Genomic DNA, 25721 nt, shown 5'->3' with positions numbered 1-25721 from the left:
CTTTGTCGGCGCCAATGAATGATCCAGAAAGAGAATCACGACTGATTCAGCGCCGTGTAAGCGTAGCTTTGGTTGTGGTCTTTTTGATGGCTTCGGTATTAATTGCCCGGGCTGTCTATTTACAGCATTTTCAGCATGAAAAGTTTTCGGCTCGCTCAGATGCCAACCGAATTCAGCTGGAGCCGCTGGCACCTACACGTGGACTTATATACGACCGCAAAGGTCGTTTGCTAGCCGAGAATATTCCTAGTCATAGCCTCGCGATTGTGCCGGAACGAGTGCCTGACCTTGACGCAACACTGACCCGATTAAGCGAAATTATCGACATCGATGAAGACGACCTAGAGTCCTTTGAGCGTCGGCGTAAGTCATATCGCCGCCCATTCGAACCTGTTGCACTGAAAACCCGCCTGTCGGATGACGACATTGCCAAACTGTGGGTCAATGCACCCTTCCTGCAAGGGGTGGAAGTGCGGGCAGAACTAAGTCGTTCGTACCCCTATGGCCAAATGTTCTATCACACCCTGGGCTATGTTGGGCGAATTAACGAACGCGACCAAGAGCGAATTGCCAACGCCGAACGCAATGCCGATTACGTCGGCACGGATTTTATTGGCAAAATTGGTATCGAGCGTGTGTATGAGGATGAGCTGTTAGGTAAACCTGGCTATCAGCAAGTAGAAACCAATGCTCATGGGCGCATTATTAAGGTGCTAGGCGAAACTGCCCCAATACCTGGCAAAAGCTTGGAGCTGTTTCTGGATACCGATATTCAAAAAGCCGCCTACGATGCCATGCAAGATCGCCGCGGCGCGGTTGTGGCCATTGAAGTCGAAACCGGCGGTATTCTGTCGATGTTATCCATGCCGACAGTTGACCCTAACCTATTCGTAGCAGGCATTCCTGCCAGTATTTTTAATCCACTGCGCGATAGCTTGGACAGGCCATTTACCGACCGAGCGGCGCGCGGTGCTTACCCTCCAGCGTCTACCCTTAAGCCATTTATTGGGTTGGCTGGGGTTGCCGTAGGCGCGACCACTTGGGAGCGCACCATCAACGACCCAGGTTTTTACCAAATACCTGGTGAAGAGCGGCGCTGGCGCGATTGGACATGGGCAACACGCCGAGACGGCCACGGATCTCGGGTTGACTTGGCGGATGCCGTGATTGAATCTTGTGACGTGTATTACTACGACCTAGCCTTCAAAATGAAGCTAGAAAACATGCACAGTTATTTAGATGCATTTGGCTTTGGTCAAACAACCGCGGTAGATGTGTTTAGCCCGGTTGATGGCATCAACCCAACACGTGCATGGAAAGAAGAAACACGTGGCCTGCCTTGGTTCCCTGGTGATTCGATTAACCTAGGTATTGGCCAAGGGTATATTACCGCTACCCCTCTGCAATTAGCGGTGGCAACCACTGTGCTTGCTCGTCGTGGCAGTTGGGTGGCTCCGCGCCTAGCGAAATCAATTGATGGTGTGCCAACCCCGAGCGAAATTGACATGCCCGATATCGAGGGGCTCACCGAGCGCGATTGGGACCTAATGTTCAAAGCCATGGAAGATGTTGTATACGGTGCCAAAGGCACAGCGCGTGCAGCTGGTTTTGGTATGACCTACAAAATGGCTGGCAAAACGGGTACGGCACAAGTGATCTCGCGCTTAACGGGTACCGAGGGTCTAGACCCGGAAGAACGTGAAGAGCGGCAAAAGTCGCACGCCTTGTTTATCGCGTTTGCCCCAGTAGAAGACCCCAAAGTTGCGGTTGCAGTGATTGTAGAAAACGGCGAAAGTGGCGGTAGGGCAGCAGCACCTGTTGCCAAAGCAGTATTCGATGCTTATTTAGCAGGGGAAGAGCGTGCATCAGAGTGATTTTTCGCGCCAGTTAAACGATCGCCTAAGTGGTGCACCCGTCGTTCGCCAACGACTGATTAAAGTTGATTGGTTGCTGATGTTTTTAATCGCCATGCTCTGTGGCTATGGCCTCTTTATTCTTTACTCGGCTTCTGGGCAAAGCTTCTTTCACGTTAGTCGCCAAGCTGTGCGCATGGCAGTCGGCTTCGCTGGCATATTGGTGCTCGCCCAGTTTGACCCAAGAACCTACAAACGCTGGGGCTGGCTTGGGTATATAGCCGGTGTGGTGTTGCTTGCCATGGTGCCCTTTATGGGAATAAGCGTAAACGGCTCGCAACGCTGGATTGAACTGGCCGGTTTTCGCTTTCAGCCTTCGGAAATTATGAAACTTGGCACACCATTGATGATTGCTGCTTTTTTAACGCGCAAAGAGCTGCCGCCAAGTTTTATGAACATTTTCGGAGCGTTGGTGCTAGTTGCCATTCCTACCTTGTTGATTCAACAGCAGCCAGATTTGGGCACCTCGTTGTTGATTGCTGCCTCGGGAATCTTTGTTATCTACTTAGCGGGTATGAGCTGGTGGTTAATTGCTGGCTTCGCCGGACTTGCCGCCGCCGCGATGCCAATAATGTGGCTGTTTGTGATGCGTGAATATCAAAAGCAGCGCGTGTTGACCCTGTTTAATCCAGAAAGTGACCCGCTGGGTTCTGGTTGGAATATTATTCAGTCGATGACCGCGATTGGCTCGGGTGGTTTAGACGGCAAGGGCTACATGTTGGGCACGCAATCGCAACTCGACTTCTTACCCGAGAGCCGAACTGACTTTATTTTTGCTGTGTTAGCCGAGGAGCTAGGCTTAACCGGTGTCGTAATCTTAATGATTTTATATTTGCTTATTGTTTTGCGGGGCTTCTATATTGCAGTCCATGGGCGCGACAGTTTTGGCCGTTTGCTGGCCGGCGCGCTAACCCTAACCTTCTTTATCTATGTGTTCGTAAATATCGGTATGGTAAGTGGCATTCTGCCTGTGGTTGGCGTACCACTACCTATGGTGAGTTACGGTGGCACGGCAATGGTTACGCTTATGTTAGGGTTCGGACTAATGATGTCGGTGAGCAACCACCGGTAGCAATAAGGAGTATTAATGCGCAAATTAATCGCTGCATTGGCGGTATGTGCCAGTGCAACAGCATCTGCTTGGCAGGGCACCCCGCAGGGGGAGGCGCTCGTCGCCAGATTGCAAGCAGAAGTAGACGTGCCCAGCGAATGGCTAGCTGAAGCACTAAAAGACCTACCTCTGCAAGACTCAATTGTTGAACGATTTCAAAAAGCGCCGGAGCGAACCGCTACGGCAGCGACCTATCGGCCAATTTTTGTTGAACCTGCACGCATTAAGCGTGGTGAAGAATTTCTCGCTGAGCACCGCGAAGTACTGGAACGTGCGTCGGCAGAGTACGGCATACCACCGTCGGTGATCATGGCAATCTTGGCGATGGAAACCAACTTTGGTGGCTATACGGGCCGCCATCCAACCCTTGCTTCACTGGTTACCTTGTCTTTGCATCACCCAAGTCGTAACGAGTTTTTTGAGCGTGAACTCAAAGCCTACCTAGCACTGACTCACAGTGAGAGCATCGACCCAAAAACCATTAACGGCTCTTACGCGGGTGCGATGGGTTTGCCGCAATTTATGCCAACAAGTTACCAAGCTTACGCCGTAGACTTTGATGCCGATGGCAAGCGCGATATTTGGCAAAACCCTGCGGATGCCATTGGCAGCATAGGTAACTACTTGGGCAATTATGGTTGGCAAGCGGACTTGCCCGCAGCTGTACGCGCTCGTGTGTCTGGTGATACGTTCAACGACATTGCCGGGCGCAGCTTCCGTCCATCCACCACGGTTGCGGCGGTAAGTGACTATGGTTGGCAGCCCGTTATCAACATGGACAGTGACGTGGAAGTATCGCCAATTCGAGTAGAGGGCGAGCACGGCACCGAGTTTTGGTTAGGTACGCAAAACCTTAGAACCATAGCCCGCTATAATCCTAGCTTGCACTACGCCATGACCGTGTTTTTGCTTAGCCAACGATTTGAGGAACTAATGTGAAGCAGCTTTCTGTGGCGGCCGTAGCGCTATTTCTGGTTGCATGTTCAAGTAAATATCAGGCACCCGATGCCAATGCAGGGGGGCGCTACAAGCTAGCACAGGATACTGGGCCAACCGATGTCATTCGCCCTGAAGACATCGTAGAAGTTCAGCCTCGATGGGAGCCAAAATCAAGCGGTGGCAACAAAAGCCCTTACACAGTGCGTGGCGTGACCTATCACATTATGGATTCGGAAATAGGCTACGTGGAAGAGGGCAATGCTTCTTGGTACGGCGCCAAGTTTCACGGATACAAAACCTCGAACGGTGAAATTTTCGACATGTATCAGGTATCGGCGGCACATAAAACGCTGCCGTTGCCAACCTGGGTGCGGGTTACTAACCTGGCCAATAATAAGTCGCTAATCGTGCGAGTGAACGATCGTGGCCCGTTTCACCCCGACCGCATTATTGATTTATCTTATGCTGCTGCCGTCAAGCTAGATATTGCCAGTGCTGGTGTTGGGCGGGTGCGAGTGGAGGCGCTCGATCTGCGTGATCAAGAGCAAGCTTCGTTCATCCTACAGTTGGCAGCACTTGGAGATCGAGACCGAGCACGCGAGCTAGCGCGTGAGGCAGCGGATAAAACCAATCAGCGAGTAGAAGTGGTGCGTGCCGGTAACGTGTACCGCGTTCAGTTAGGCCCGGTGAAGCAAGCCGAAGCCAATACGCTAAGCCAACAAGTGAGCGAGATTACAGGTGAACCGCCGCTTATTCGCCGCCAATGAGCTAGTGCCGCGCTGGTCACATTTCTGATATGCTAGCGCGCAATGATAATAATGACGGTAGGCCCTAGATGTGCCTCGATGGTAGCAATGCTGCCAATTTGTTAATGGGAATTGAATCTAATGATGCGTCTTAAAAAGCTACTTATCAGCGCCACCGTAGGGTTATCGGTAGTTGCCAGCGCTGATGTCATCATTCCAGCGCCACCTGAATTGGCGGCAAAATCATACGTACTGATCGACTACGATAGTGGCGATATTTTGGTAGAGTACAATGCTAATGAGCAGTTGCCTCCGGCGTCACTTACCAAATTAATGACCAGTTATATTGCCGAGCAAGAGCTCATTAAAGGCAATATCAGTGAAGATGAAACAACCCGGGTGTCGGTGAAAGCTTGGCAAACCGGTGGTTCACGCATGTTCATTCAAGAAGGCACCGATGTGTCGATGATTGATTTGCTACGCGGCATTATTATCCAGTCGGGTAATGATGCCTCGGTAGCAATGGCTGAGCACATTGCCGGCTCGGAGGATGCGTTTGTTGGCATTATGAATCAAACGGCCGCCAAGCTCGGCTTAGAGAATACTCAGTTTAGAAACTCAACAGGTTTGCACGACGACGAGCATTATTCGAGTGCACTCGATATGGCGTTGCTTTCTGCAGCGGTAATTCGTGACAACGCCGAATACTACCCGTTGTATGCCGAGCGTGAGTTTGAGTTCAATGGCATTAACCAGCCGAATCGCAACCGACTATTATGGCGCAACCCAGACGTAGATGGCCTAAAAACAGGGCACACTTCAGAAGCGGGTTATAGCTTGGTGGCGTCGGCAAAAGTAGATGGCATGCGCCTAATTGCCTCGGTATTTGGTACTCGCTCGGATGAAGCGCGCGCCCAAGAAACACAAACCCTGCTGTCTTATGGTTTCCGTTATTTCAAAACCCACACTATTTTTACCGCCGACGAAGTCATTGAAACGGCGCGTGTATGGGGTGGTGAGCTAGATGAGCTGCAACTTGGGGTAGCTGAAGATGTGGTGAAAACCATTCACCGCGGTGCCGAAGACTCGCTAGAAGCCAAGTTAGTCATTAATCCTGTGATTAAAGCTCCGATTGCTATTGGCGATGAGTTGGGCACGTTAACTGTCTACAAAGATGGCGAAGAGCTGCTTTCGCGCCCGGTAATTGCCAAACAAGAGGTTGCTAAAGGTGGCTTCTTTAAGCGTACTTGGGATGCAATCAAACTATTTTTCTGGAATATCTTTAACTAGGCTGTCCTATAGGGTAGCTTTGTTTGATGATCAGAATCAATGCCAGCAAGGGCGCTTGCTGGCATTTTTGTTTGGCGCGGCAAGCCTGTCGTGAAATGGCGCAAGCTAGTGCTAAAGAAAAAGTGTCCACAAGTAGTAAGGTTTAACAACGTGACCCGATTATTCCAAGTGTTGCTCAGCGCTCTGACCCTAGTGTCGGGCATGTCCGTCGCCTCTATTATTATCCCATCGCCGCCAGACATTACCGCCAAGGCCTACGTGTTGATGGACTACAACACAGGCGAGGTGCTGGTATCTCACAATGCCGAAGAGCGCTTACCACCTGCCTCGCTTGCCAAGCTGATGACCAGCTATGTGGCCGAACAGGAGCTGCAGCGTGGAGTAATAAGTGAGCAGGAAACGACAGTCGTTTCGGTGAAGGCTTGGCGCACCGGCGGTTCGCGTATGTTTATCCAAGAAGGCACTGAAGTGTCGATGATCGACCTGCTGCGTGGCATCATCATACAGTCGGGTAACGATGCGGCCGTTGCTATGGCTGAGCACTTAGCTGGCTCGGAAGAAGCCTTCGCCGATGTGATGAATCAAACCGCCGCGCAATTGGGCCTAATCAATACTCAGTTTAAAACCGCTACTGGCTTGCCAGCCGAAGGTCAGTATTCCAGCGCTTTAGATATGGCGAATCTTGCTGCGGCAATTATTCGCGATAACCCAGAGTATTATCCTATTTATGCTGAGCGCGAGTTTGAGTATGCCGGTATTAAGCAAAACAATCGTAATCGGTTGTTGTGGCAAGACCCAGACGTTGATGGGCTAAAAACGGGCTACACAGTTAATGCAGGGTACAACCTGGTTGCATCGGCTAAAAACGAAGACATGCGCCTTATTGCCGTGGTGTTCGGCACCGACTCACCGGCGCTGCGAGCGCAAGAAACACAAACCCTCTTGTCTTATGGGTTCAGATACTTTAAAACGCACACCATTCAAGCGGAACGAGACGTACTAGCCGAAGCCCGAGTTTGGGGCGGGACACAAGAATCGGTCGCACTGGGTGTTGCTGATAGCATTGTGCAAACCATTTATCGTGGCACCGAGGCATCATTCAGTACACAAATCACTATAGATCCAGTGATTAAAGCTCCGGTACTAACAGGTGATCAACTTGGTACGCTAACCGTATTAAAAGATGGCGAAGAGTTATTGGTACAGCCCATTGTTGCCAAAGCCGATGTGCCGGCAGGTGGCTTTTTCAAGCGCACTTGGGATGCCATTAAACTATTCTTCTGGAATATTTTTAACTGAGATTCATTATGTCTGAAGTCGAGCGCCCAGAAATTACGTTTCCTTGCCCAAATTATGTGATCAAAGTGATTGGTGACACGGGCGAGGGATATAAAGAGTTTGTTGTTGCCACCATCAATGAGTTGGCCAAAGACTTTGATGCCAACAAAATCAAAGTGAACCCAAGCAAAAATGGTAACTTCGTTTCCTACAGTTTTACCATTACCGCCGAGAGCAAAGAGCAACTAAGCAACATCAATGATGTGCTGCGAGGCGATAAGCGCACGCGCATGGTGCTCTAATGCAGCCCTTGATAGTTCGCCACCTTGGTCGCCAGCCTTACCAAGCGACCTATGACAAAATGCGTGCCTTCACTGATGAGCGTGGGCCACACACGCCAGATGAAATCTGGCTGCTTGATCATGAGCCCGTGTTTACCCAAGGCCAAGCCGGTAAAGCCGAGCACGTACTCGTGCCAGGCGATATTCCGGTGGTGCAAACCGACCGTGGTGGTCAGGTGACTTATCATGGCCCTGGGCAGATGATTGCTTATCCGCTCATTGATGTGAAGCGCAGCAAACTAGGCGTGCGTGAGTTGGTTACGGCGATTGAAACGAGTGTGGTCACCCTAATGCAGGGCTACAACGTAGAGGCCTACGCCAAACCCGACGCGCCGGGAGTATATGTGCAGCACAATGGTGTGGAGCATAAACTTGCCTCACTTGGCCTGCGCATTCGCAAAGGGCGCAGCTATCATGGCCTAGGCCTAAACGTGGATGCCGACCTAAGTCCGTTTAATCGAATAAATCCGTGTGGTTATGCTGGCATGCCAATGACACGGATGATTGACCTAGCCGAGGTAGACCCAAAAGACGTGCCAGGGCGCTGGCTGGACGCCTTTATTAAAGCAACGGGTCGTGAGTTTCAGGTGCAGGTGGGTGCACCACACGGCGAAGCTTAAGTGCGAGCTCGCCGTCGCCATAATAGTTAGGTAGTTCGTCTACAACATCGAAGCCATAGTGTTTATACAGCGCTATGGCTTTTTTGTTGCTGGCGCGCACTTCTAGCCAGCAGGGTTGCTGAGTGCGGCCCAAAAAATGCGCAATTAACGCAGAGCCGCCACCGGGTTCACTGCTTGCCAGTGAATACAAGCGATAGCCCTGTTTGCGTGGCAGCCACAGCGCATAAGCCAATACCTGTGGCCGCACGGCAACCCAAAGGCGCTGTTTGTTAATGTGGTATTTCATTGCTCTGGCACTTAGGCGGCCATCGGCTTGGTTAAAACTGGCCAGTTCAATGGCTTGCAGGGCAATAATGTCTTCTGGGGTGGCCAAACGCACCCGCCAAACTTTAGCGTGCATAAACCGTATACTTCGCTAGCAATAGGTTAGGTTTGTAAGAAAGCTTTACTTTGCGCAGGTTCTCAAAGCCCATGTCTTCCCCCACATTAATATGGGTGATGCCATGATCGCGATAAAAATGCGTTACCAGCTCACGGAACAAAAACTGTGTGCAGCCAAAGGTGTTAAAGTCGGTTTTTTCAATGATCACACTTGCCGTTGCTTGGTTGATGCGCTCACCAACGGTAAACCCTTTCACTTCGCCATTAATCAATATAACAACGCCAATTAGGTTAAGTTGGTCGTAGTCGCGCAGCATGCGCTTCACCGCAATGCGCTCGCTATAAATACCTTCTAAAAAGGTTTCCATTTTTTCGCGTGGCATATAGCGCATACGGTCGTTAATCCACTGATGAATCAAGGCCATGATGCCGTCGTAGTGCTCGAACGCATCGAGCGGTTTAATTTCGTGATCTGGATAGCTGCGGATAAACTTATTTATTTGCACCTTTTTGCTGGCATAGGCCTCGCCGCTTAACTCAACCAGCTCTTTGGCTAAATACACGTTGTCGACAAACGCCCGCTCAACAATATAGTCAGCTAGGGGGTCGGTGATATCTGTGTCTGGATCTAAGTGGCCAACGAAGCTATTGACCAAGGTTTCATCCATATACTCAATGCGGCTGCTAGCGGGGTAGCAGTTGCTGCTCGCCATGAGAGCAAAACAAGTGCGCATAGCACCCAGTACCTTGCTGCTATTGCCCAGTGGCGGAAGCACCATAGAGATTTCACCATTGCTCAGCGAGAACAAGCAAAAGCAATCATCGATAATGCTGTAGAAGCCGGTTTCGGCAGCAACCCACAGATAGTTAGCAGCAAAGGTATAGTCGCTCGCGTCTAGGTTCAGTTTGCCTAGGTAGCTTTCCATCACTGGCTTGGCTGCCAGATTAAGTGGCGCAAGGGGGTATTGACCAATCATTAATTGGTTCATAAAGCGGAGACCCTCTATCCGGTGGATAAACCGGAGACAAAAACGAGCACAGGCTCAAATATTGCAAATTCTGGCCTGTGAGAGGGGGTCTCTAGCGCCATTCTTTGCCGCCAGATTATATGCTAATTTGCTTTGTTTTACGCAAGCATTTTTAACAGGTGGCGCTGCGTAGCACCACCCAATGTATGCCGGTAAAACCTGCTAATAATTGCCTAAACGGCTGGCGCCCAAGGGCTTGCAAGCGCTTTTTGGCGAGCCATACTGGCGCGGCAATGCAGCAACGCTCGTTGGTCACTTGGCAGTAGTGCTTCTTCGTATTCTTCGCGCTGCTCGTCAATGTAAGCGAGTAGGATGCCAATGACAAAAATTGCCATAGCCAGAGCGGAGAATGTAAAGCAAACAACTACAAATGCGAGTACTGATAGGGTAATACCGAGTGCTTTCATTTGTCACCTCAATCGCCGATTGTGTCGGCGGTAAGTAGAGAAGCGAGCTTGCTTGGGGTAGCAAGTGTTGTGATGCACAACCTTTGCAGCAAGCTCTAATGTTGATGCCTTTATTTTACGACTGGGTTGGCAATTTTGCTTGGTAAATAAGCCACATCGATGCAACAGGTGACCTAGCGCAAGATGTTATAAATTGGCCCCATAATTGCGTTATTTTACGTGGTTTTTTGCGGTGATTGGCAGTGATTGGTATGCCGCAGGTTTGGTAGGAAAACAAACCGATTGGTATGTAATACAGAATGTATGTAAGTTGGTTACCAAGTTAGCTGAGATACGTAATAATTGGTGCACAGTTATTTCGCTGCTTAACACTGAATTGCAGGAAAAATCGCAATTAAAACAACAATTTAGCGAAAAAGTGTTGACAGCATTAGCAATCACCTTTAGGATTCGCCTCCGTTGTTCCCCGATAGCTCAGTTGGTAGAGCAGTAGACTGTTAATCTATTGGTCGCTGGTTCGAGTCCAGCTCGGGGAGCCAACACACAATTTGATTTTGTTCCCCGATAGCTCAGTTGGTAGAGCAGTAGACTGTTAATCTATTGGTCGCTGGTTCGAGTCCAGCTCGGGGAGCCAATTTCAAATCTAGTTGTTCCCCGATAGCTCAGTTGGTAGAGCAGTAGACTGTTAATCTATTGGTCGCTGGTTCGAGTCCAGCTCGGGGAGCCAACTTTCCCTCTCCTTGCTTATTTTTTTGCCTTATTTTTTATTCGTATTCCCTCGTTTTTTACGTTCTTATATTCTAAAATTTAACTAAATTGTTAATTTTTATAACAAGCTGCTTTTTAGGGTTGCGGAGCAAATGCATATAGTTGCCGATGAAAACATGCCCTGGGTAAATGAATGCTTTGGCCAAGTGGCTAGTCGCATTACCCGTTTGCCTGGGCGCAGCCTGAGTAAGGCCGACCTGCAAGACGCCGACATGCTACTGGTGCGCTCGGTAACCCAAGTCAACGAAGCATTGCTTAGTGGCACGCCAGTTAAAGCAGTTGGCAGTGCAACCATTGGTGTCGATCATATTGATCAGGCCTACTTGGCCCAGCAAGGCATACGTTTCGCCAATAGCCCTGGCTGCAATGCTGCAGGCGTAGTGGATTGGGTGTTCTCTTGCTTAAATACCCTCTGGCGCGAACAGAAGCTCCCTTGGCTGGAAAAAACATTTGCCGTAGTAGGTTGCGGCAATGTAGGCGGGCGCTTGATAAGCCGATTGCGAGCTTTGGGCTGCCAAGTACTCACGGTAGACCCGCTGCGCACAGACATCGACCACACGCCACTGAACGACGCTCTGCAAGCCGCTGATATTGTTTGCTTGCACACTCCGCTTACCAAAACCGGTGAGCACGCCACTGCAGGCATGATTACCGCCGACAAACTAGCTTTGCTTAAGCCTGACGCTGTGCTCATTAATGCTGGCAGAGGGCAGGTGATTTCGCCTGATGCGCTAGCGGTAGATCGGCAAATACTATTGGATGTTTGGCCACAAGAGCCGAACATTTGTGACGCTTGGCTGCGCAAAGCCAGCATTGCCACGCCACACATTGCTGGCTATTCGTTTGAAGGCAAAATTCGTGGCACTAGCATGCTAGCCGAGCAGTTGTTAGAAGGCTTTGCCGGTATCGCGCCGCCACCAGCTGCCTTGGCAAGCATTTCACTGCAAACTGGGTTGAGTGTGTACCAAGCGTTTGATGCAGCCATTCGAGCTGTGTATGACGTGCGCAGCGATGATGCAAGGTTTCGCCAAAGAATGTGGGCCACCAGCGAGCGAGCGCAAGCCTTTGACTGGCTACGTAAGCATTACCCAGAACGCAAAGAATTCGCGAGTTTAACGGTGTATTGCCCAGAGCATAGCGAAAAACTTTGTGCGCTTGGTTTTACTGGCGTTGCGTAAGTGTTCTCTAAACTCTTGCCAGCAATTTACTAACCGTTGCGGTGACTGCGTTCATGTCATTCGCGTTTAGGGCAAAACGCAGTGTAACGGCCGGTGGTGCTACCTCGTTGCCCGTAAGCCCCGTTAACAGTTGAAAGCCTTTCGCCGTAAGCACGCATAAACTCACGCCGTCGTGGCGTTCAAGCTGGTTAAAGCGCAGCAAACCTTCCTCTGCTAACCATTGCATAGCGCCCAAGCAGCGCATGTGACGGTCGGAATGCATACCAAATTCATCAAAGTTATCTTCGCCAATAAGGTCAACCACCCATAAATCACTGGTACGCGGAAACGATTGGTACATGGCAACCAAAATTCGGGCGCAGTCTTCGTAAAACGTATCAATGTGCTCTGGGGTCATAGAGTTTCCTTTTGTCGCGAATGCTGATTATTGAACCTGAGCGCGCAAATGTCGAGTGGTGCTATTTACCGGCCAGAACTAGACCTATGTCAGCACCAAACCAAGAGTGCAAAGTCGATCAGGTATCAGTTTTCGTTGACACCGGTTTCACCGTCACTTTATATTGTCAATTCGTAATAAGAAAAAACAACAACAAGAAAAGCAAAAGGAAGACCTGACATGCGCCTACTAAAAACCTCTGTAGCAGTGGTAACTGCCGTGGCATCTTTGGCAACCGCGCAAGCGGCTCTGGCTGACGAAACGCTAAAATTCTGGACATTCCGCGAACAAGAAACCGACCTGTGGAACCGCATTAATGCCGAAAACCTAATTCCTGGTGTTACGGTTGAACTAGAACGTATTTCTTCAGAAGACTACGAGTCGCGCCTACGTATTGCCCTACGCCAAGATGGCCCAGACTTCTTCAGTTCAAAATCTGGTGCAGCATGGTACGACCAGTTTGTAAGCTCTGGTTCTTTACTATCGATGGACGACCTAGGCATTGATGTTTCGGGTATGAATGGTACGGCCGGTGTAGTTGCCTCTGATGGTGTTAAATATGCGGTACCTGGCTCAATTCAGCTGCAGTCTGTTATCTACAACGGTGCGGTACTAGAAGAACTAGGTGCAGACGTACCAACAACACTAGAAGAGTTTGAAAGCCTAATGGCGTTGGCCGTTGAAGAAGGCTTTGTTGGGTTGCACGTAGATGGCCGTGACGGCTGGTTCCTAAACCAAGTAATGAACGAAGTAATTCTTGCTGGTTTGGTAAGCGACGATACTCAGCGCGGTTTAGAAACCGGCGAAGTATGCTTCACCAACCCAGAAATTGTGGCGGCCTTCGACAAAGTAGTTGAGTGGCGCAGCATCATGAACTCAAACCCAACAGCAACCGACTACGAAGGCATGCGCACACCAGTGGTACTAGGTGACTCGCTAGCAATGATTGACGGTGCTTGGACAGCCGGTAACTGGGTTCGCCAAATGTCTGGTGGCTTGTACGACGTAAACCCTGACTTTGTACCTGTGTTTGGTGCAGTGCCTGGTGCTAACGGTAAAATTGTTGCTCACCCAGACGGTGGTTATGCCGCCAGCGCAACCAGCGAAAAAACCGACGCGATCAAGGCTGTACTTGAGTTTACCACCACTGCCAAATTCGCCGAGCTATTCCTAGAAGAAGTGGCTGAAACACCAGCATACGGTGGCGACTACGACAAGCCAGCCGGTGTACACCCAATTGTGAAAGACATTTCAGCACAAATGAGCAACGCCGCCGCTGTTGAGCCATTCTTGGCACAAAGCCTAAACGCGGAGCAGCCTACTTACGCATCGCTATCGGCACAAGCGTACCAAGGCATGCTGTCTGGCGACCTAACCGGCGCCCAAGCAGCAGCCCTGATTCAAGAAGGCCTAAACAGCTGGAACTACGTTGGCGCTGACAACTGTAAATAAACAGAATTAAACGCTGTTACTTTAAAGGCCCGCAAATCTTGCGGGCCTTTAATATTTGGTTTGTAAAAAATGTAGGTCTGTAAATAACGGCGAAGCCGTTTTTGCAGACAAGTACTCTGAAAAATGTAGATCCATCTAAACCGGTAGGTCTGTAAATAACGGCGAAGCCGTTTTTGCAGACAAATACCTAATATTCCAACTCAACAAAAATAGTATACGACACCACGCCACCACCTAATGCTGAATTAGGCGTGATAGACACCACCTTCCAACCATCCGCATTAAGCTGCGAAATTTTCTCGTTTAACGCCTCTATATCTAGCTTGCTAGACCAGAAGTTACGTTTACCAAACTCAATAACCTTTTGCTTCAACATTCTTATATCCTTTTAAAAACCAGCACAATCACAGTACCGAAAAAAATACCTCGATAGGGCTTTTAGCAAGCTGCACCAGTTTGTCACTGACTTTTTTCTTTAATAAAAAAGCTCAAAGTAAGGCTATCCTAAAGTTAACTACCGATGCTCGAATCACGCTCAAGCACCCAGCAGCGCGGATTATTCTTATAGCCAATATGCTCGTAATAATCATTGGCAGCTGGTGCTGCAATAAGTATTAGCTTACATTTTTTGCCCAGCTGCTCTTGGGTCAGCACTTGAAGCTGTTTGCCAATACCGTAATTTTGGTACTCTAAACTTACCGCCAAGTATGATAGATAACAGGCATAGTGAAAATCTGTAATGCTTCTAGCAATACCAACAAGCTGGCCATTATGCCAAGCGCTCACGGTAAGGTTGCTGTTGGAAATCATGCCCTCCATGCAATCCCTGTCTTCTATCGGGCGGCGCTCTGCTAAACTAGATGCCTTTAATAACGCGACAAACTCATCTGCCGTTATAGGTTCATTGATTTTATATTCGATTTTCATATCTTCCTTGGAATAACAATGTGGACACCCACTGATTTTAAGTAGGTGAAACAGTAATAAAATTCCTAAAATAGTGTAGGTGTCCCGAGCAGATTAGTGGCACTTGCGCAGAATTCTTGTGTCGACTACCCGAAATTTCTAGCCTGCCAGTTCGATTGCATTATAGTCCTCAAGGCAATATCCGTATTCAGCTTCGCCAATTTCGGCTCCAAGGTCTTCAAGAAGAGCTAGTCCCTCGTTTTTGTATTGTTTAGCGTTTTCAATATTATTTTTCAGAACCTCTGACTTTGACATAACCTCTAATGCACTGACTTTATCTAGACCAATGAGGTTGTTTTTTGAAACAGTTGCAAGTGTTTTTTCAGCATGATAACAGCATAGGTCAGTTTGTTTTGCCTTATAATGCACTCTTGCCAATAACCAGTGGGCAGTCGATATATCAGACGGTGTTTTATCTTCTCTTTTAAGCCAGTGATAGAAAGAAGAATATGCAGTGGCAAGCATTTCAGAAACATCGGGGTTGTCTGAGTCCAAAAAATCCCAGGTTTCATTAAAGCACTCGACCGAAAAAAGTCAGTTTCCTTCAGATCTAATATCATGCTGGTTTGTAGTCATAGTAATTCCTTATATGAAGACTAATGTTAAGATAAACGGCGAACCGAAAACGTTGGCTATAATTTTTGAAGCGAAGCGGAACTCTGCCAATGTTTGAAGTTCTCGCTAGACTGCCTGTTTATGTGGAACCTAAGCGTTTACATCCTTTCGGCCTGCAAAAACAAGGCAAATAACTGCTATCCAACTACCAAGCATTGTCCAACCTAGGGCAAAACTTAAAAAGCTCCATCCTGCCACCGATCTACCAAATCGCTTTGCCAAAAGCGCTGATATGATCGTTGGCACCACGACAGAAATAACTAACAGTTGTACCAGAAGAGTAAGGTTAATCGACATTTTCAACTCCTTTGAGATCAATGAGTGTTCAAGTTGCATATAACGCCGTCAACATGGATAGTGCTAGCTGGCGGAAAATTTGTTTCAAATTTCATGACAGCTTGCGCTATCCCTTATGGTTGGCCTTGTTATAGTGCAACTACTTATACCCACTTATATAAATATGCTCTTCAGAAAAATCTATTGGGTATTTCCCTAGTTTATCTAAGGTGTTAAGAAAAGAAACACTATATCTATCTATTTCAAAAGAAGCGCCTGTTAACGGGTTCTTATATGTTACAAATCGATTGATTTTTAAGCAGTGTATTTCTTTAAAATAAACAGGCCCACCGAGCAAAACACCATCAGCAACATAGTCATTCCCCAACTTTAAGTTGGTTATCTTCTGTTCAGGGCCATAGTGTTGCTCTCGGACATAAGAAAGAGAGAAAGCAAGCTTATGTTCCGCTAATTGTTCAAAGACTATTTTCCATTTCGTATTACTCATCAAAGCTGCTGAGTATTGGGAAATAGCTTTATTGATCCTATCGTGAACTGAACTCATACATTCCTTGTACTGTAACGCCGCAATATGGGGCGTATTAAGTTTGGCTAAAATTAGCGAAGAATGAGCGCCAGCCAAGCTTTAGACGTCCCATTTATAATTGCCTTGTTATATCCCTTATTCAACATACCCGTCAATTGGAGCTATTGTAAACTGTTGCTCAAATTTATGAGGAATTAATAAATCTAAACTTTTGGTATTTACAAAAACAATAAATGTATCGATGCTACCGTTACTTGAATAAGGGTAAAGTATCGTACCTTTAGGTAACTCACCAATTGCTTCAGGGTTTGTTTGCAGAGCTAGTGGTTCAGTTAATTGAACTGGTCTAGATTCTAATAATTTATATTTTTGCCAATAAGAACCAGCAAAAAAGCAGGCAATAAAACCCAGAATAATCGCGATTACTTTCAATTACGCCTCCATGCTAGAAAAGGTATATAACGCTTCCGCCATGCGCAGCATGTGCTGGCGGAATTCTTGTTGTTTTACAAAAATTATGACAGCTCATGCTGTCGCCTGGGCGGACTTGTTATAGCTTTCTGCTACTCAAGTACCGATTCAATTGCTGACTCTATCAGCTTCTCGGTTAATGATGGCTCTGGTTCGGGGCGCACAAAAAAATAGATCACGCCAACAAAAACGATAACCAGCGGTACTAAAGGCAGCAAGCCAGAAACAAGCCAAACCCATTTTTTCCATGCCCGCTCAGGAGCAAAACGAGCATTTACCTTATCTCTGAATGTTCGACTAAATATGTAGCTCAACGATTCCTTTGCCATAGTAGCTAGAACAATCACCGAATCTATAAACCACAAGAATACTAAGGCGACTATGCCAAACAAGCTTTCCATGATCCCTCAAGAGCTATAACGCTTGCGCCACGTGCAACATGCGGTTGGCGCCATTTTTGTTGTTTTACAAAAATTGTGACAACCCATGTTGTCACTTGCGCGCACTGGTTAGGCTGCTCAGTTGGCACCACTCATGCGGGAAGCCAGTACCAGGGAAAACTTGAAAAGGATAAGCACGAAGAAACTACTGAGATGCTTACCTTGCAATTTTGACCTGAAAACGCCCAACCTTGTGCGCCTTGTTTCTAGCCAACGATACTCTACCGGCCAGTGAAATTCTATGAGTTGGCACGCGTATCAGCACGATAATTGCCATTGGCGACAACTAGGCAACATGGGATACGACGGCCTAACGCTTCCGCCATGCGCAGCATGAGCTGGCGGAATTTTTGTTGTTTTACAAAAATTATGACAGCTCATGCTGTCGCCTGGGCGGACTGGTTAGGTTGGCAGACATAGAGACGCCTATGCGGGAAGCCAGTAGCGGCAAAATTCAGAAAGGATCAGCACGAAGAAGCGCCTCGATGCTTACCTTGCAATTTTGACCTGAAAACGCTCAACCTTGTGCGCCTTATTTCTAGCCAACGATACTCCACCGGCTAGCGAAATTCTATGAGTTGGCACTCGTATCAGCACCAAACTCAGTTCTGGTGGCAACCTAAAAACAGAAGCTTTGCGCCACCTAACTGTTTACATATAGTGCATACGCACCTTTTACCTGCACACTTTTCGGTTTGTAAGTGTGCATGGTGCAGGAAAGACTTTTGTGCTGCTTCGATGCATTGGCACCTAAAAAATTAGGCCAGAGCAAAACTGCGCATGCTGGTTATTATTTGTAACCAAGCTACTACAATGTTGGCGTTTGTTCTAGCTGACAACATGACCAAAAACGAGACTTGTTTGGTTTGGTGTTTTTGCGTGAAGGGGGGGCAGCGGTTTGTGTTTCCCGAAGCTTGCGCTTCGTGAAACCTACGCCAAAACTCCCGTAGGTTGAACGGCGGGGTTTTCGCCGGGCAACGGGTATCGTCGCCGATCAATGTTTCCCGAAGCTTGCGCTTCGAAAAACCTACAACGGGCGTTGCGTTGTTTTTGGGGAGTGGGGCAATAGAGCGGTTTTGGGATTTGTCTGCAAGCATGCGGCTGGTGCCGCATGACTTACAGACCTACCACCTCACGCCTGCTTAATACCACCTTAAACACAAATACCGACGCAAAGTTTAAATGCTAAACGTTGGGAATCCGCCTAACAGCGTTTGTTATAGCTCAGCGATGTGCGATAGAGTTTCTGGGTGACGCTGTACCAGTTTTAGAAGGGTAACAGCTTGCCCATTTGGTGCACTACGCCCCTGCTCCCAGTTTTCTAATGTACGTGATGATGTATGTAGTAAACGAGCGAATACGCCGCGCGACATATTAAACTGCTCACGGATACTCACTATCTCATCAGGTGAAATATCTAGTTCACTGATGTCATTAACTTGGTGAGTTTTAAGGGTTACTTTACCCTCTGAATGGTCTTTAGCTTCAACAAGTGCTGAACTTAGTTCTGCAAATAGATCACGATTGCTCATTGCGCCACGCCTCCATAAAAGCCTTTAACAGTTTCTTTTGATCTGAGGTTAAGTCTGACATTTCATTTTTGCCGTAAATCGTCAACAAATAGAAACGACGCTTTTCATCGAGGAAGTAATAGATTACGCGTGAACCACCACGCTTTCCCTTACCTTTACTTGCTACTCGAATCTTCCGCAAACCGCCTGTACCTTGAATAACATCACCTTGCTTTGGGTTCGACATAAGCTCAGCTTGGAACAGTAGGTACTCCTCATCATCAAGATGTTCTACTCGGTATTTTTCAAAAATGGTTGATTCAACAAATACACTTTTTATTATCAAAATGTACGCAGATAGCGTACATCTGACAAGCTTTACGTGATTTGCACAGTGTTCTATCAGGGCGGACTCGGCCAGAGCTATACAGTTTTAATGTAGTGCCAGCACATTTTTCGGTACTTAAGTGTGTTTCCCGAAGCTTGCGCTTCGTGAAACCTACAACGGGTGTTGCGTTGTTTTTGGGGGTGGGGCAATAGAGTGGTATTTGGATTTGTCTGCAAGCATGCGGCTGGTGCCGCATGACTTACAGACCTACCAACTTTTACGCTTGCTTGTAAGTTGCGAAGAAGTTTTGCATGCGTGTTAGTGCGGTGGTGAGGGTTTCTGGGTCTGGCAGGTAAACCATGCGGAAGTGGTCTACTTCTGGCCAGTTAAAGGCGCGGCCGTGTACCAGCAATATTTTCTCTTGGCGCAGCAAGTCTAGAATCATTTGCTCGTCGTTTTTGATGCCAAACTTTTTGGTATCCACTTTTACGAACATGTACATGGCACCTTTTGGCAGCGTGGTGCTAAGGCCTGGAGTGTCTTGAATCATGTCGTAGGCAATTTTGCGTTGGCGCCCTAAGCGGCCGGTTGGCAGTACCAAGTCGTTAATGGTTTGGTAGCCGCCAAGCGCGGTTTGAATGGCAATTTGGCCTGGCATGTTGGCACACAAGCGCATGCTTGCCAGCATGTTTAAACCAGACAATAGGTCTTTGGCGCGATATTTCGGGCCAGATACCATTAACCAACCTGAGCGGAAGCCCGGCAAACGGTATGCTTTCGACAAACCATTAAAGGTTAGAGTGAGCAGGTCTTCCGACATCGACGCCAGCGGCGTGTGCTGGGTGCCGTCGTAGAGTACTTTGTCGTAAATTTCGTCGGCCAATACAATAAGGTTGTGTTGGCGAGCAAGCTCCAATAAATCCTTCAGCACGTCATCCGAGTACACTGCACCCGTTGGGTTGTTCGGGTTGATGATAACGATGGCTTTGGTTTTTTTGGTGATCTTGCTGCGAATATCTGCTACATCTGGGAACCAGTCTTGCTGCTCGTCACAAATGTAGTGCACAGGTGTGCCGCCAGCTAGGGTGACCGAAGCCGTCCAAAGCGGGTAGTCTGGTGATGGAATCAGAACTTCGTCGCCAGGTTCAATAATGGCGTGTGTGGCCATTGAAATAAGTTCCGATACACCATTGCCCAGAAAGATGTCTTCAACATCTACATTGGCAACACGCTTTTGCTGGTAGTACTGCATCACTGCTTTGCGGGCCGAGTAGATGCCTTTAGATTCTGAGTAGCCATCGGCGGCCGATAGGTTGCGAATCACGTCGGTAATAATTTCGTCAGGCGCGTTTAAGCCGAATGGGGCAGTGTTGCCTACATTCAGTTTAAGAATACGCTGACCTTCGTCGATTAAGCGTTGCGCTTCGTCCAGCACTGGGCCTCGAATGTCGTAACATACATTGGCTAACTTGCTGGATTTTCGAATTTCCTTCATGATTTCTCGCCTACTATCGGTGGCTATGCTGTGCATTCGCTTTACCATATTGGTGGTAGTGGCATTTGCTAATCGACACGGTGCAAGTACGTCCCTGTAACCTCGACACCCGCTCCCTGCGGGTGACGGTCTCTTAGCAAACACCACAACCACCTTTTTATAAGGTATCGCTCATTGCATTGATCGGCTATGTACAAAACCTATTATAGAATTTTGATTGGCCCATAATGATACGTCGACCGTAATTACTTGCAAATCGTCTTATGGAAGTTTTTCGATGAAAGATGAAAAAAAACAACAATTTATCCATTTAGACCCAGAAGTCTATCGGGTCACGCAGCAATGTGGCACCGAGCCGCCGTTTTCGGGCAAGTATTATCATTTTGATGGCGATGGCACCTTTGTTTGTGTGGTATGTCGCCACGCGTTGTTTGATAGCACCACCAAGTACGACTCTGGCTCGGGATGGCCAGCGTTTTATGATGTGCTAGCGCAAGGCAATGTGCGCCAAATTGAAGATCACTCGCATGGCATGCACCGCATAGAAGTACGCTGCAATAATTGTGATGCGCATTTGGGGCATGTATTTGAAGATGGCCCACCGCCAACTGGGTTACGCTATTGCATTAATTCGGTGGCGATGGACTTTGAGCCACGCCAGTAAAGGGCGTTTGGGAATAACGGGTTAAGAAGCAAGACTCAATCATAAAGGTTGGGTTTCTGCCAGCTCTCATCTGCTGGCGATTGGCCTTTGGCTTCTTCCTCGGCGGCGCGGGCGGCGTCGCGTTCATCAATTTTCTGTTGTTTGTCATCGCGCCAGCTTTGCTGGGCTCGCTTAATATAGCCACGCAGCTTGAGTGCTTCATCGGTGAAGTGGTTTTTCATCCGGCTGTTGGCGTAGTTATCAATCGCCTTCTGCCAAGCAGCAATGGCTTCACGATATTTCTTCTGCTTTTCATTGGCTAATCCGGCGCGCTCTAAAAAACTACCCGCTACAATAGCTAGCTGTATATCTACTTCGTCTATTAGGCTTTGAGCCTGCTTTTTATCGAGCTTGGCCGATTTATGCTGTGCTTGAATCTCTTTACCTAGGGCTGCTAGGGCAGAGCGCAGTACGTTTACTTGCTCAATGCTTCTAAGCTCCCCCGAAGAGTCGCCGCCTATATTGATGTTACCGCTTTCAAGCTCAGCCAGCTCGGTTTGGTACAAAACAGGGTTGTCGGGGCGGTTTTCAATAATTTCACTGGTGTTTGCCTTTAAGTTATCAACAATAAAGTCAACGAGCTTTTGGCTAATCATGCCGCTTGGCATAACACGCAGCAAACTGCGCAACTGGCGGTTGTGTTGGTTCAGCCGTTGAATACGCTCCGAGCGCAGTTTGCGGTTGCGCGCCGAAGATTGACTTGCCATTAAAGCAAACACACAAAGTGCTACCACCAGTATGCCGCCAATTATCCAATAAACTTGTGCCACCGAAATATCTCTTTCTAGTTATATAAAAACTATAGAACATACACCTTGAACACTATGCTAGGTTTTTGGGTGTAAATGCAATTGTCGTAGCGCAATTTCTAGCTTAGTTTAGAAAAGTTTAATTAAAGGTTGACAGCCAACCTTTTGGCTATATAATGCGCCCCTGTCTTAAGCGTCCCGTTCGTCTAGTGGCCTAGGACACCGCCCTTTCACGGCGGTAACAGGGGTTCGAGTCCCCTACGGGATGCCATTTCTTCTTTTTTTAGTTAATCCTCGTCAATACTTGCTTAGCATACATTTGCGCTTTTACGTTCATGTAGTTATCTTACGACATTCGCATGCCGAGCTATGGCGAGGCAGAGAATGATGATAGGAGCTATCAATGCGTATTATTTTATTGGGCGCGCCAGGCGCTGGTAAGGGTACTCAAGCACAGTATATTTGCGAGAAGTACAATATCCCTCAAATCTCGACTGGTGACATGCTGCGCGCTGCAGTGAAAGCCGGTACGCCTCTGGGTTTAAAAGTTAAAGAAGTGATGACCACAGGTGGTTTGGTATCTGACGAAACCATTATTGCTTTGGTGAAAGAGCGTATTCAACAAGACGACTGTGCCAACGGTTTCCTTTTTGATGGCTTCCCACGCACCATTCCTCAAGCTGATGCCATGCGCGAAGCCGGTGTGAACATCGATCACGTTGTCGACATCGACGTAGCCGACGAAGAAATCGTTACGCGCCTAAGTGGCCGTCGTGTACACGAAGCGTCTGGTCGTACTTACCATGTTGTTTACAACCCACCAAAAGTTGAAGGTAAAGACGACGAAACTGGTGAGCCTTTGATTCAGCGCCAAGACGACACCGAAGAAACAGTTAAGAAGCGTTTAGATGTATATCACGCGCAAACCGAACCACTAGTAGGTTACTACAAAGCGTGGGCAGAAGAAGAACCTGCGGCAGCGCCTAAGTACAACTACATTGCTGGCACTGGCACAGTTGAACAAATTCGTGATCGTGTGTTTGCTAGCCTAGGCTAAGCCAACTCACAATTACCACCAAAGCGGCTTCTAAATAGCCGCTTTTTGCGTTTAAAAGCACGCTAAAAAGTTGCCAAGCGCCTGTTGTTGCGGCATCTTGTGCAGCCAGCTAAGAATGGGAACGTGAATATGAATATTTTAGCGCTGGATGCGTCTACCGAAGCTTGTTCGGCGGCGGTATTAGTCAATGGTGAAGTGGTGCAAAGCCAGTACCAAGTTGCCCCGCGCCAGCATACCCAGTTGTTGTTGCCGCAAGTCGACCAAGTCATTGCTGACGCTGGCCTAACCCTAACCGATATTGACCTTATTGCATTCGGTCGTGGGCCTGGCGCTTTCACTGGCGTACGAATTGCCACGGCAACGGCTCAAGGGTTGGCGCAAGCAAGTGGCAAGCCGCTTAAGGGTATTTCCACTTTGGCAGCACTTGCTTGGTTGCAGCTAAAAAACGCCGAACAAGGTAAACGCGTGGTGGCCGTGTTGGATGCGCGCATGGGGGAAGTATATTGTTGTGCTTATGAGCGCAGTGAATCTGGTTTGCAAGCGCTCACTAATGAGCAGGTATGCGCCCCAGAAAAGATGCCAGAGGTTGAGCAGATCAACAGCCTGGTTGGCACGGGTCAAGACATGCAAGCACAGTTTCCATTAGCGTATCAAACGCTCAGCTTCGACTGTGTGCTGCCATGTGCCAGCGAAATTGCTGAACTCGCCGCACTCGACCCAGTAGCCAACAGTGGTATGCCAGTGTACTTGCGCGACAATGTAACCGACTAATCAGGGAAAGCTTGTGACCATCACTCAAATTATTGCCCTTGCCATTGTGCAGGGGTTAACCGAATTCTTACCGATTTCTAGTTCTGCGCACCTTATTTTGCCCGCCCAAATTCTGGGTTGGCAAGACCAAGGCCTCGCGTTTGATGTGGCCGTACATGTTGGCTCGCTCATCGCGGTACTGTTGCATTTTCGCAAAGACGTTTGGGACATCGCCATGGCGTGGTTTGCTCAGTTCGCCAACAAGCAACAAACTGCCGATAGTCGCCTAGGTTGGGCGATTATTCTTGGCACCATTCCAGCCGGCCTAGCTGGCGTATTGCTAGACGACTGGATTGAAGCAAACCTACGCTCGGTTGCCGTTATTGCTGCCACCACCATTATTTTTGGTTTGCTGCTTGGCTTTGCTGAGCGTTTTGCCAAAGTAGGGCAGGGCGTGAAAAACATTAATTTGCCGCATGCTGTGGTGATTGGTTTAGCACAAATGCTTGCTTTAGTGCCGGGTACAAGTCGCTCAGGCATTACTATGACAGCTGCGCTGTTTTTGGGTTATTCCAAAACGGCAGCGGCAAGGTTTTCGTTTTTGTTGTCTATACCCTTGATTGTTGCAGCAGGTGCCTGGATTACTAAAGACTTAATTGGCCAGCATTTAAGCAGCCAAGAGTGGCTACAAATTGGCTTGGGCACAGTGATGTCGGCCATTGCTGCTTGGGTGTGTATCAAGCTGTTCTTAAAGTGGATTGAAAAAATTGGCTACTGGCCTTTCGTTGCATACAGGCTATTATTAGGAGCAGTACTCATCATCTTGTTGCTTACAGGATCCGTTAGCTGATGAAGATTCAAAGTGGTCAGTTTATTGAAGGCAATCCGTCGGGGCGTCGCTCGCCACTGCCGCCTTCTGCTGACTATCAATCGGCACCAAAAAATGGTGCCACGTCTTTGCCTCAGCCTTCAGCCGAGTTGCTCGCTAGCCTACCGGCTGGCACCCAGCCTAATAATAAGCAAGCAATGCTTGCCTACGCCCAAATTCAGCAAGTACAACCAGCTGGCGACAGTCAGCTAGTCGGCTTAGACCTCTACGTATAAGGTTGCTGTTGTGATTACCCCCGAAGCCCAAGGGCGCTTAGAGCGCCTTGATATATCGTTGCCTAGCGATTGTCTTGCGCAGCAAGCGCTTGAGCTGGACTTATTTGAACATAAACTAGCATTACGCTGGTTGACGCAGCCGAAAATGGTGCCTTTGTTTGTTGATTTTGTTGAAGGCCCATTGGCGCATCGCCGCCGCTTTGGTGGTGGGCGCAAACAAGACTTGCTCAAAGCCGTGGGGTTAAGCCAGCAGACTTCGTTGCGCATCTTGGATGCAACGGCTGGCTTAGGGCGCGATGCCTTTATTATGGCTTGTTTTGGTGGCGAAATGACCTTGGTAGAGCGCGACCCTGTCGTGCGAGCCTTACTGGCCGACGGCCTAGACCGTGGCCTAAACGACGAAGATACCCAGCCAATTGTTGCGAAAATGACCCTGGCGTTTGATGACTCGGTGAACGTTATTGGCGACTATCAAGGTGATGTGATTTTTCTCGACCCCATGTTCCCAAGCAGGGAGAAATCGGCAAAAGTGAAGAAAGATATGCAAATCTTCCATCAGCTATTGGGCGAGCAAGACGATGCCGACGTACTCATGCAGGCTGCTATGCAAACCAGTGTTGCCCGCATAGCGGTTAAGCGCCCTAAACTGGCGCCTCCCTTATTGAACCAAGCGCCTAGTTTGCAGTTTGCCGGTAAGGCGGGGCGCTTTGATGTTTACCCGCGTCGCAAGTTGCAATAGTTCGCTGTTGTGATGGCAAGTGATATTCTCGTGACAAAGGGTTTCCCTGTGGTAAGGTACGCCTCCAGCCTGACACGGCAGG

The 25721-nt window shown here is 48.4% G+C and carries 31 protein-coding genes and 4 tRNA genes; 20 read left to right on the top strand and 15 right to left on the bottom strand.

Annotated features, from left to right (window positions below; translation table 11 throughout):
• The first annotated feature begins 2 nt into the window (after positions 1 to 2).
• The 8 genes from mrdA (at position 3) to lipB (ending at position 8238) form a co-directional block, all read left to right on the top strand.
• A complete protein-coding gene (mrdA, locus tag DUW71_RS06410; RefSeq protein ID WP_233546048.1) occupies positions 3 to 1874 on the top strand; it encodes a penicillin-binding protein 2 in 1872 nt (623 codons plus the stop codon).
• The gene (gene rodA / locus DUW71_RS06405) at positions 1861 to 2985 is read left to right on the top strand and encodes a rod shape-determining protein RodA (RefSeq protein WP_233546046.1); all 1125 of its coding nucleotides are present in this window, start codon (positions 1861 to 1863) and stop codon (positions 2983 to 2985) included. Before mrdA ends, rodA begins: the two co-directional genes overlap by 14 nt.
• A 15-nt stretch (positions 2986 to 3000) precedes the next feature.
• The gene (gene mltB, locus DUW71_RS06400) at positions 3001 to 3963 is read left to right on the top strand and encodes a lytic murein transglycosylase B (protein ID WP_119394408.1); all 963 of its coding nucleotides are present in this window, start codon (positions 3001 to 3003) and stop codon (positions 3961 to 3963) included.
• Positions 3960 to 4730, top strand: coding sequence for a septal ring lytic transglycosylase RlpA family protein (locus DUW71_RS06395; RefSeq protein WP_119394407.1), 771 nt, complete (start codon positions 3960 to 3962; stop codon positions 4728 to 4730). The genes mltB and DUW71_RS06395 overlap by 4 nt, the downstream gene beginning before the upstream one ends.
• Before the next feature lie 120 nt (positions 4731 to 4850).
• A complete protein-coding gene (locus tag DUW71_RS06390) occupies positions 4851 to 5999 on the top strand; it encodes a D-alanyl-D-alanine carboxypeptidase family protein (RefSeq protein WP_199671163.1) in 1149 nt (382 codons plus the stop codon).
• Positions 6000 to 6038: 39 nt separating this feature from the next.
• Positions 6039 to 7298 (top strand): D-alanyl-D-alanine carboxypeptidase family protein, encoded by a 1260-nt coding sequence (locus DUW71_RS06385; RefSeq protein WP_119394406.1) that lies wholly within the window; start codon positions 6039 to 6041, stop codon positions 7296 to 7298.
• An 8-nt stretch (positions 7299 to 7306) separates the two neighbouring features.
• Positions 7307 to 7579 carry a YbeD family protein gene (locus tag DUW71_RS06380; RefSeq protein WP_119394405.1) on the top strand — a complete coding sequence of 91 codons (273 nt, stop codon included), beginning with the start codon at positions 7307 to 7309 and terminating at the stop codon, positions 7577 to 7579.
• Complete coding sequence (gene lipB / locus DUW71_RS06375) at positions 7579 to 8238, top strand: lipoyl(octanoyl) transferase LipB (RefSeq protein ID WP_119394404.1); 660 nt, start codon at positions 7579 to 7581, stop codon at positions 8236 to 8238. Before DUW71_RS06380 ends, lipB begins: the two co-directional genes overlap by 1 nt.
• On the opposite strand, the gene DUW71_RS06370 is transcribed toward lipB, so the two are convergent.
• From DUW71_RS06370 to DUW71_RS06360, 3 genes are all read right to left on the bottom strand, one after another.
• Positions 8180 to 8638, bottom strand: coding sequence for a GNAT family protein (locus tag DUW71_RS06370; RefSeq protein WP_119394403.1), 459 nt, complete (start codon positions 8636 to 8638; stop codon positions 8180 to 8182). The two genes, lipB and DUW71_RS06370, sit on opposite strands and share 59 nt — an antisense overlap.
• A complete protein-coding gene (locus tag DUW71_RS06365) occupies positions 8628 to 9608 on the bottom strand; it encodes a DUF2156 domain-containing protein (protein ID WP_119394402.1) in 981 nt (326 codons plus the stop codon). Before DUW71_RS06365 ends, DUW71_RS06370 begins: the two co-directional genes overlap by 11 nt.
• 212 nt (positions 9609 to 9820) lie before the next feature.
• Entirely contained in the window at positions 9821 to 10054 is a 234-nt protein-coding gene (locus DUW71_RS06360) for a hypothetical protein (protein WP_119394401.1), read from the bottom strand.
• Positions 10055 to 10517: 463 nt separating this feature from the next.
• On the opposite strand from DUW71_RS06360, the gene DUW71_RS06350 reads away from it, so the two are divergent.
• From DUW71_RS06350 to DUW71_RS06335, 4 genes are all read left to right on the top strand, one after another.
• Positions 10518 to 10593: transfer RNA gene (locus DUW71_RS06350), tRNA-Asn, on the top strand.
• A 19-nt stretch (positions 10594 to 10612) separates the two neighbouring features.
• Positions 10613 to 10688: transfer RNA gene (locus DUW71_RS06345), tRNA-Asn, on the top strand.
• A gap of 17 nt (positions 10689 to 10705) precedes the next feature.
• Positions 10706 to 10781, top strand: a tRNA-Asn gene (locus tag DUW71_RS06340).
• Positions 10782 to 10914: 133 nt separating this feature from the next.
• On the top strand, positions 10915 to 12000 hold the full coding sequence (locus tag DUW71_RS06335; RefSeq protein WP_119394399.1) for a 4-phosphoerythronate dehydrogenase: 1086 nt from the start codon (positions 10915 to 10917) through the stop codon (positions 11998 to 12000).
• A 7-nt stretch (positions 12001 to 12007) separates the two neighbouring features.
• Here DUW71_RS06335 and DUW71_RS06330 read toward each other — a convergent pair whose 3' ends face one another.
• On the bottom strand, positions 12008 to 12397 hold the full coding sequence (locus DUW71_RS06330; RefSeq protein WP_119394398.1) for a hypothetical protein: 390 nt from the start codon (positions 12395 to 12397) through the stop codon (positions 12008 to 12010).
• Positions 12398 to 12616: 219 nt separating this feature from the next.
• On the opposite strand from DUW71_RS06330, the gene DUW71_RS06325 reads away from it, so the two are divergent.
• Positions 12617 to 13888, top strand: coding sequence for an ABC transporter substrate-binding protein (locus DUW71_RS06325; protein ID WP_119394397.1), 1272 nt, complete (start codon positions 12617 to 12619; stop codon positions 13886 to 13888).
• A 187-nt stretch (positions 13889 to 14075) separates the two neighbouring features.
• On the opposite strand, the gene DUW71_RS06320 is transcribed toward DUW71_RS06325, so the two are convergent.
• The 10 genes from DUW71_RS06320 to DUW71_RS06270 all read right to left on the bottom strand — a co-directional run bounded on the left by DUW71_RS06320 (position 14076) and on the right by DUW71_RS06270 (position 20537).
• Positions 14076 to 14264, bottom strand: a complete 189-nt coding sequence (locus DUW71_RS06320) for a DUF4177 domain-containing protein (protein WP_119394396.1) — start codon at positions 14262 to 14264, stop codon at positions 14076 to 14078.
• 134 nt (positions 14265 to 14398) lie between these two features.
• Complete coding sequence (locus DUW71_RS06315) at positions 14399 to 14815, bottom strand: GNAT family N-acetyltransferase (protein WP_119394395.1); 417 nt, start codon at positions 14813 to 14815, stop codon at positions 14399 to 14401.
• Between the two features lie 138 nt (positions 14816 to 14953).
• Positions 14954 to 15349, bottom strand: coding sequence for a hypothetical protein (locus tag DUW71_RS06310; protein WP_158583906.1), 396 nt, complete (start codon positions 15347 to 15349; stop codon positions 14954 to 14956).
• A 210-nt stretch (positions 15350 to 15559) separates the two neighbouring features.
• Positions 15560 to 15766 carry a hypothetical protein gene (locus tag DUW71_RS06305; protein WP_119394393.1) on the bottom strand — a complete coding sequence of 69 codons (207 nt, stop codon included), beginning with the start codon at positions 15764 to 15766 and terminating at the stop codon, positions 15560 to 15562.
• Between the two features lie 139 nt (positions 15767 to 15905).
• Positions 15906 to 16310 (bottom strand): hypothetical protein, encoded by a 405-nt coding sequence (locus DUW71_RS06300; RefSeq protein ID WP_119394392.1) that lies wholly within the window; start codon positions 16308 to 16310, stop codon positions 15906 to 15908.
• A gap of 117 nt (positions 16311 to 16427) precedes the next feature.
• A complete protein-coding gene (locus DUW71_RS06295; protein WP_119394391.1) occupies positions 16428 to 16724 on the bottom strand; it encodes a hypothetical protein in 297 nt (98 codons plus the stop codon).
• 131 nt (positions 16725 to 16855) lie between these two features.
• Entirely contained in the window at positions 16856 to 17164 is a 309-nt protein-coding gene (locus DUW71_RS06290) for a hypothetical protein (RefSeq protein WP_119394390.1), read from the bottom strand.
• 1256 nt (positions 17165 to 18420) lie between these two features.
• A complete protein-coding gene (locus DUW71_RS06280; RefSeq protein WP_119394388.1) occupies positions 18421 to 18735 on the bottom strand; it encodes a helix-turn-helix domain-containing protein in 315 nt (104 codons plus the stop codon).
• Entirely contained in the window at positions 18722 to 19060 is a 339-nt protein-coding gene (locus tag DUW71_RS06275; protein WP_233546044.1) for a type II toxin-antitoxin system RelE/ParE family toxin, read from the bottom strand. Before DUW71_RS06275 ends, DUW71_RS06280 begins: the two co-directional genes overlap by 14 nt.
• Before the next feature lie 259 nt (positions 19061 to 19319).
• Positions 19320 to 20537, bottom strand: coding sequence for a pyridoxal phosphate-dependent aminotransferase (locus DUW71_RS06270; RefSeq protein WP_119394387.1), 1218 nt, complete (start codon positions 20535 to 20537; stop codon positions 19320 to 19322).
• Between the two features lie 277 nt (positions 20538 to 20814).
• Here DUW71_RS06270 and msrB point away from each other — a divergent pair, with 277 nt between their 5' ends.
• Positions 20815 to 21201: a peptide-methionine (R)-S-oxide reductase MsrB gene (gene msrB, locus DUW71_RS06265; protein ID WP_119394386.1), complete on the top strand. Its 387-nt coding sequence runs from the start codon at positions 20815 to 20817 to the stop codon at positions 21199 to 21201.
• A gap of 35 nt (positions 21202 to 21236) precedes the next feature.
• Here msrB and DUW71_RS06260 read toward each other — a convergent pair whose 3' ends face one another.
• Positions 21237 to 22010 carry a hypothetical protein gene (locus DUW71_RS06260; protein WP_119394385.1) on the bottom strand — a complete coding sequence of 258 codons (774 nt, stop codon included), beginning with the start codon at positions 22008 to 22010 and terminating at the stop codon, positions 21237 to 21239.
• 174 nt (positions 22011 to 22184) lie between these two features.
• Here DUW71_RS06260 and DUW71_RS06255 point away from each other — a divergent pair.
• The 6 genes from DUW71_RS06255 (at position 22185) to DUW71_RS06230 (ending at position 25639) form a co-directional block, all read left to right on the top strand.
• A tRNA-Glu gene (locus tag DUW71_RS06255) sits at positions 22185 to 22260 on the top strand.
• A 132-nt stretch (positions 22261 to 22392) separates the two neighbouring features.
• Positions 22393 to 23046 carry an adenylate kinase gene (adk, locus tag DUW71_RS06250; protein WP_119394384.1) on the top strand — a complete coding sequence of 218 codons (654 nt, stop codon included), beginning with the start codon at positions 22393 to 22395 and terminating at the stop codon, positions 23044 to 23046.
• Positions 23047 to 23175: 129 nt separating this feature from the next.
• Complete coding sequence (gene tsaB, locus DUW71_RS06245) at positions 23176 to 23817, top strand: tRNA (adenosine(37)-N6)-threonylcarbamoyltransferase complex dimerization subunit type 1 TsaB (RefSeq protein ID WP_119394383.1); 642 nt, start codon at positions 23176 to 23178, stop codon at positions 23815 to 23817.
• Positions 23818 to 23830: 13 nt separating this feature from the next.
• Entirely contained in the window at positions 23831 to 24646 is an 816-nt protein-coding gene (locus DUW71_RS06240; protein ID WP_119394382.1) for an undecaprenyl-diphosphate phosphatase, read from the top strand.
• On the top strand, positions 24646 to 24900 hold the full coding sequence (locus tag DUW71_RS06235; protein WP_119394381.1) for a hypothetical protein: 255 nt from the start codon (positions 24646 to 24648) through the stop codon (positions 24898 to 24900). The genes DUW71_RS06240 and DUW71_RS06235 overlap by 1 nt, the downstream gene beginning before the upstream one ends.
• A 10-nt stretch (positions 24901 to 24910) precedes the next feature.
• A complete protein-coding gene (locus DUW71_RS06230) occupies positions 24911 to 25639 on the top strand; it encodes a class I SAM-dependent methyltransferase (protein WP_119394380.1) in 729 nt (242 codons plus the stop codon).
• Positions 25640 to 25721: the final 82 nt, after the last annotated feature.

It is taken from the genome of Salinibius halmophilus (assembly GCF_003577475.1).
GTDB lineage: Bacteria > Pseudomonadota > Gammaproteobacteria > Pseudomonadales > Natronospirillaceae > Salinibius > Salinibius halmophilus.
The sequence above is the reverse complement of the archived record's forward strand: the minus strand, read 5'-3'. Positions and strand labels throughout refer to the sequence as shown.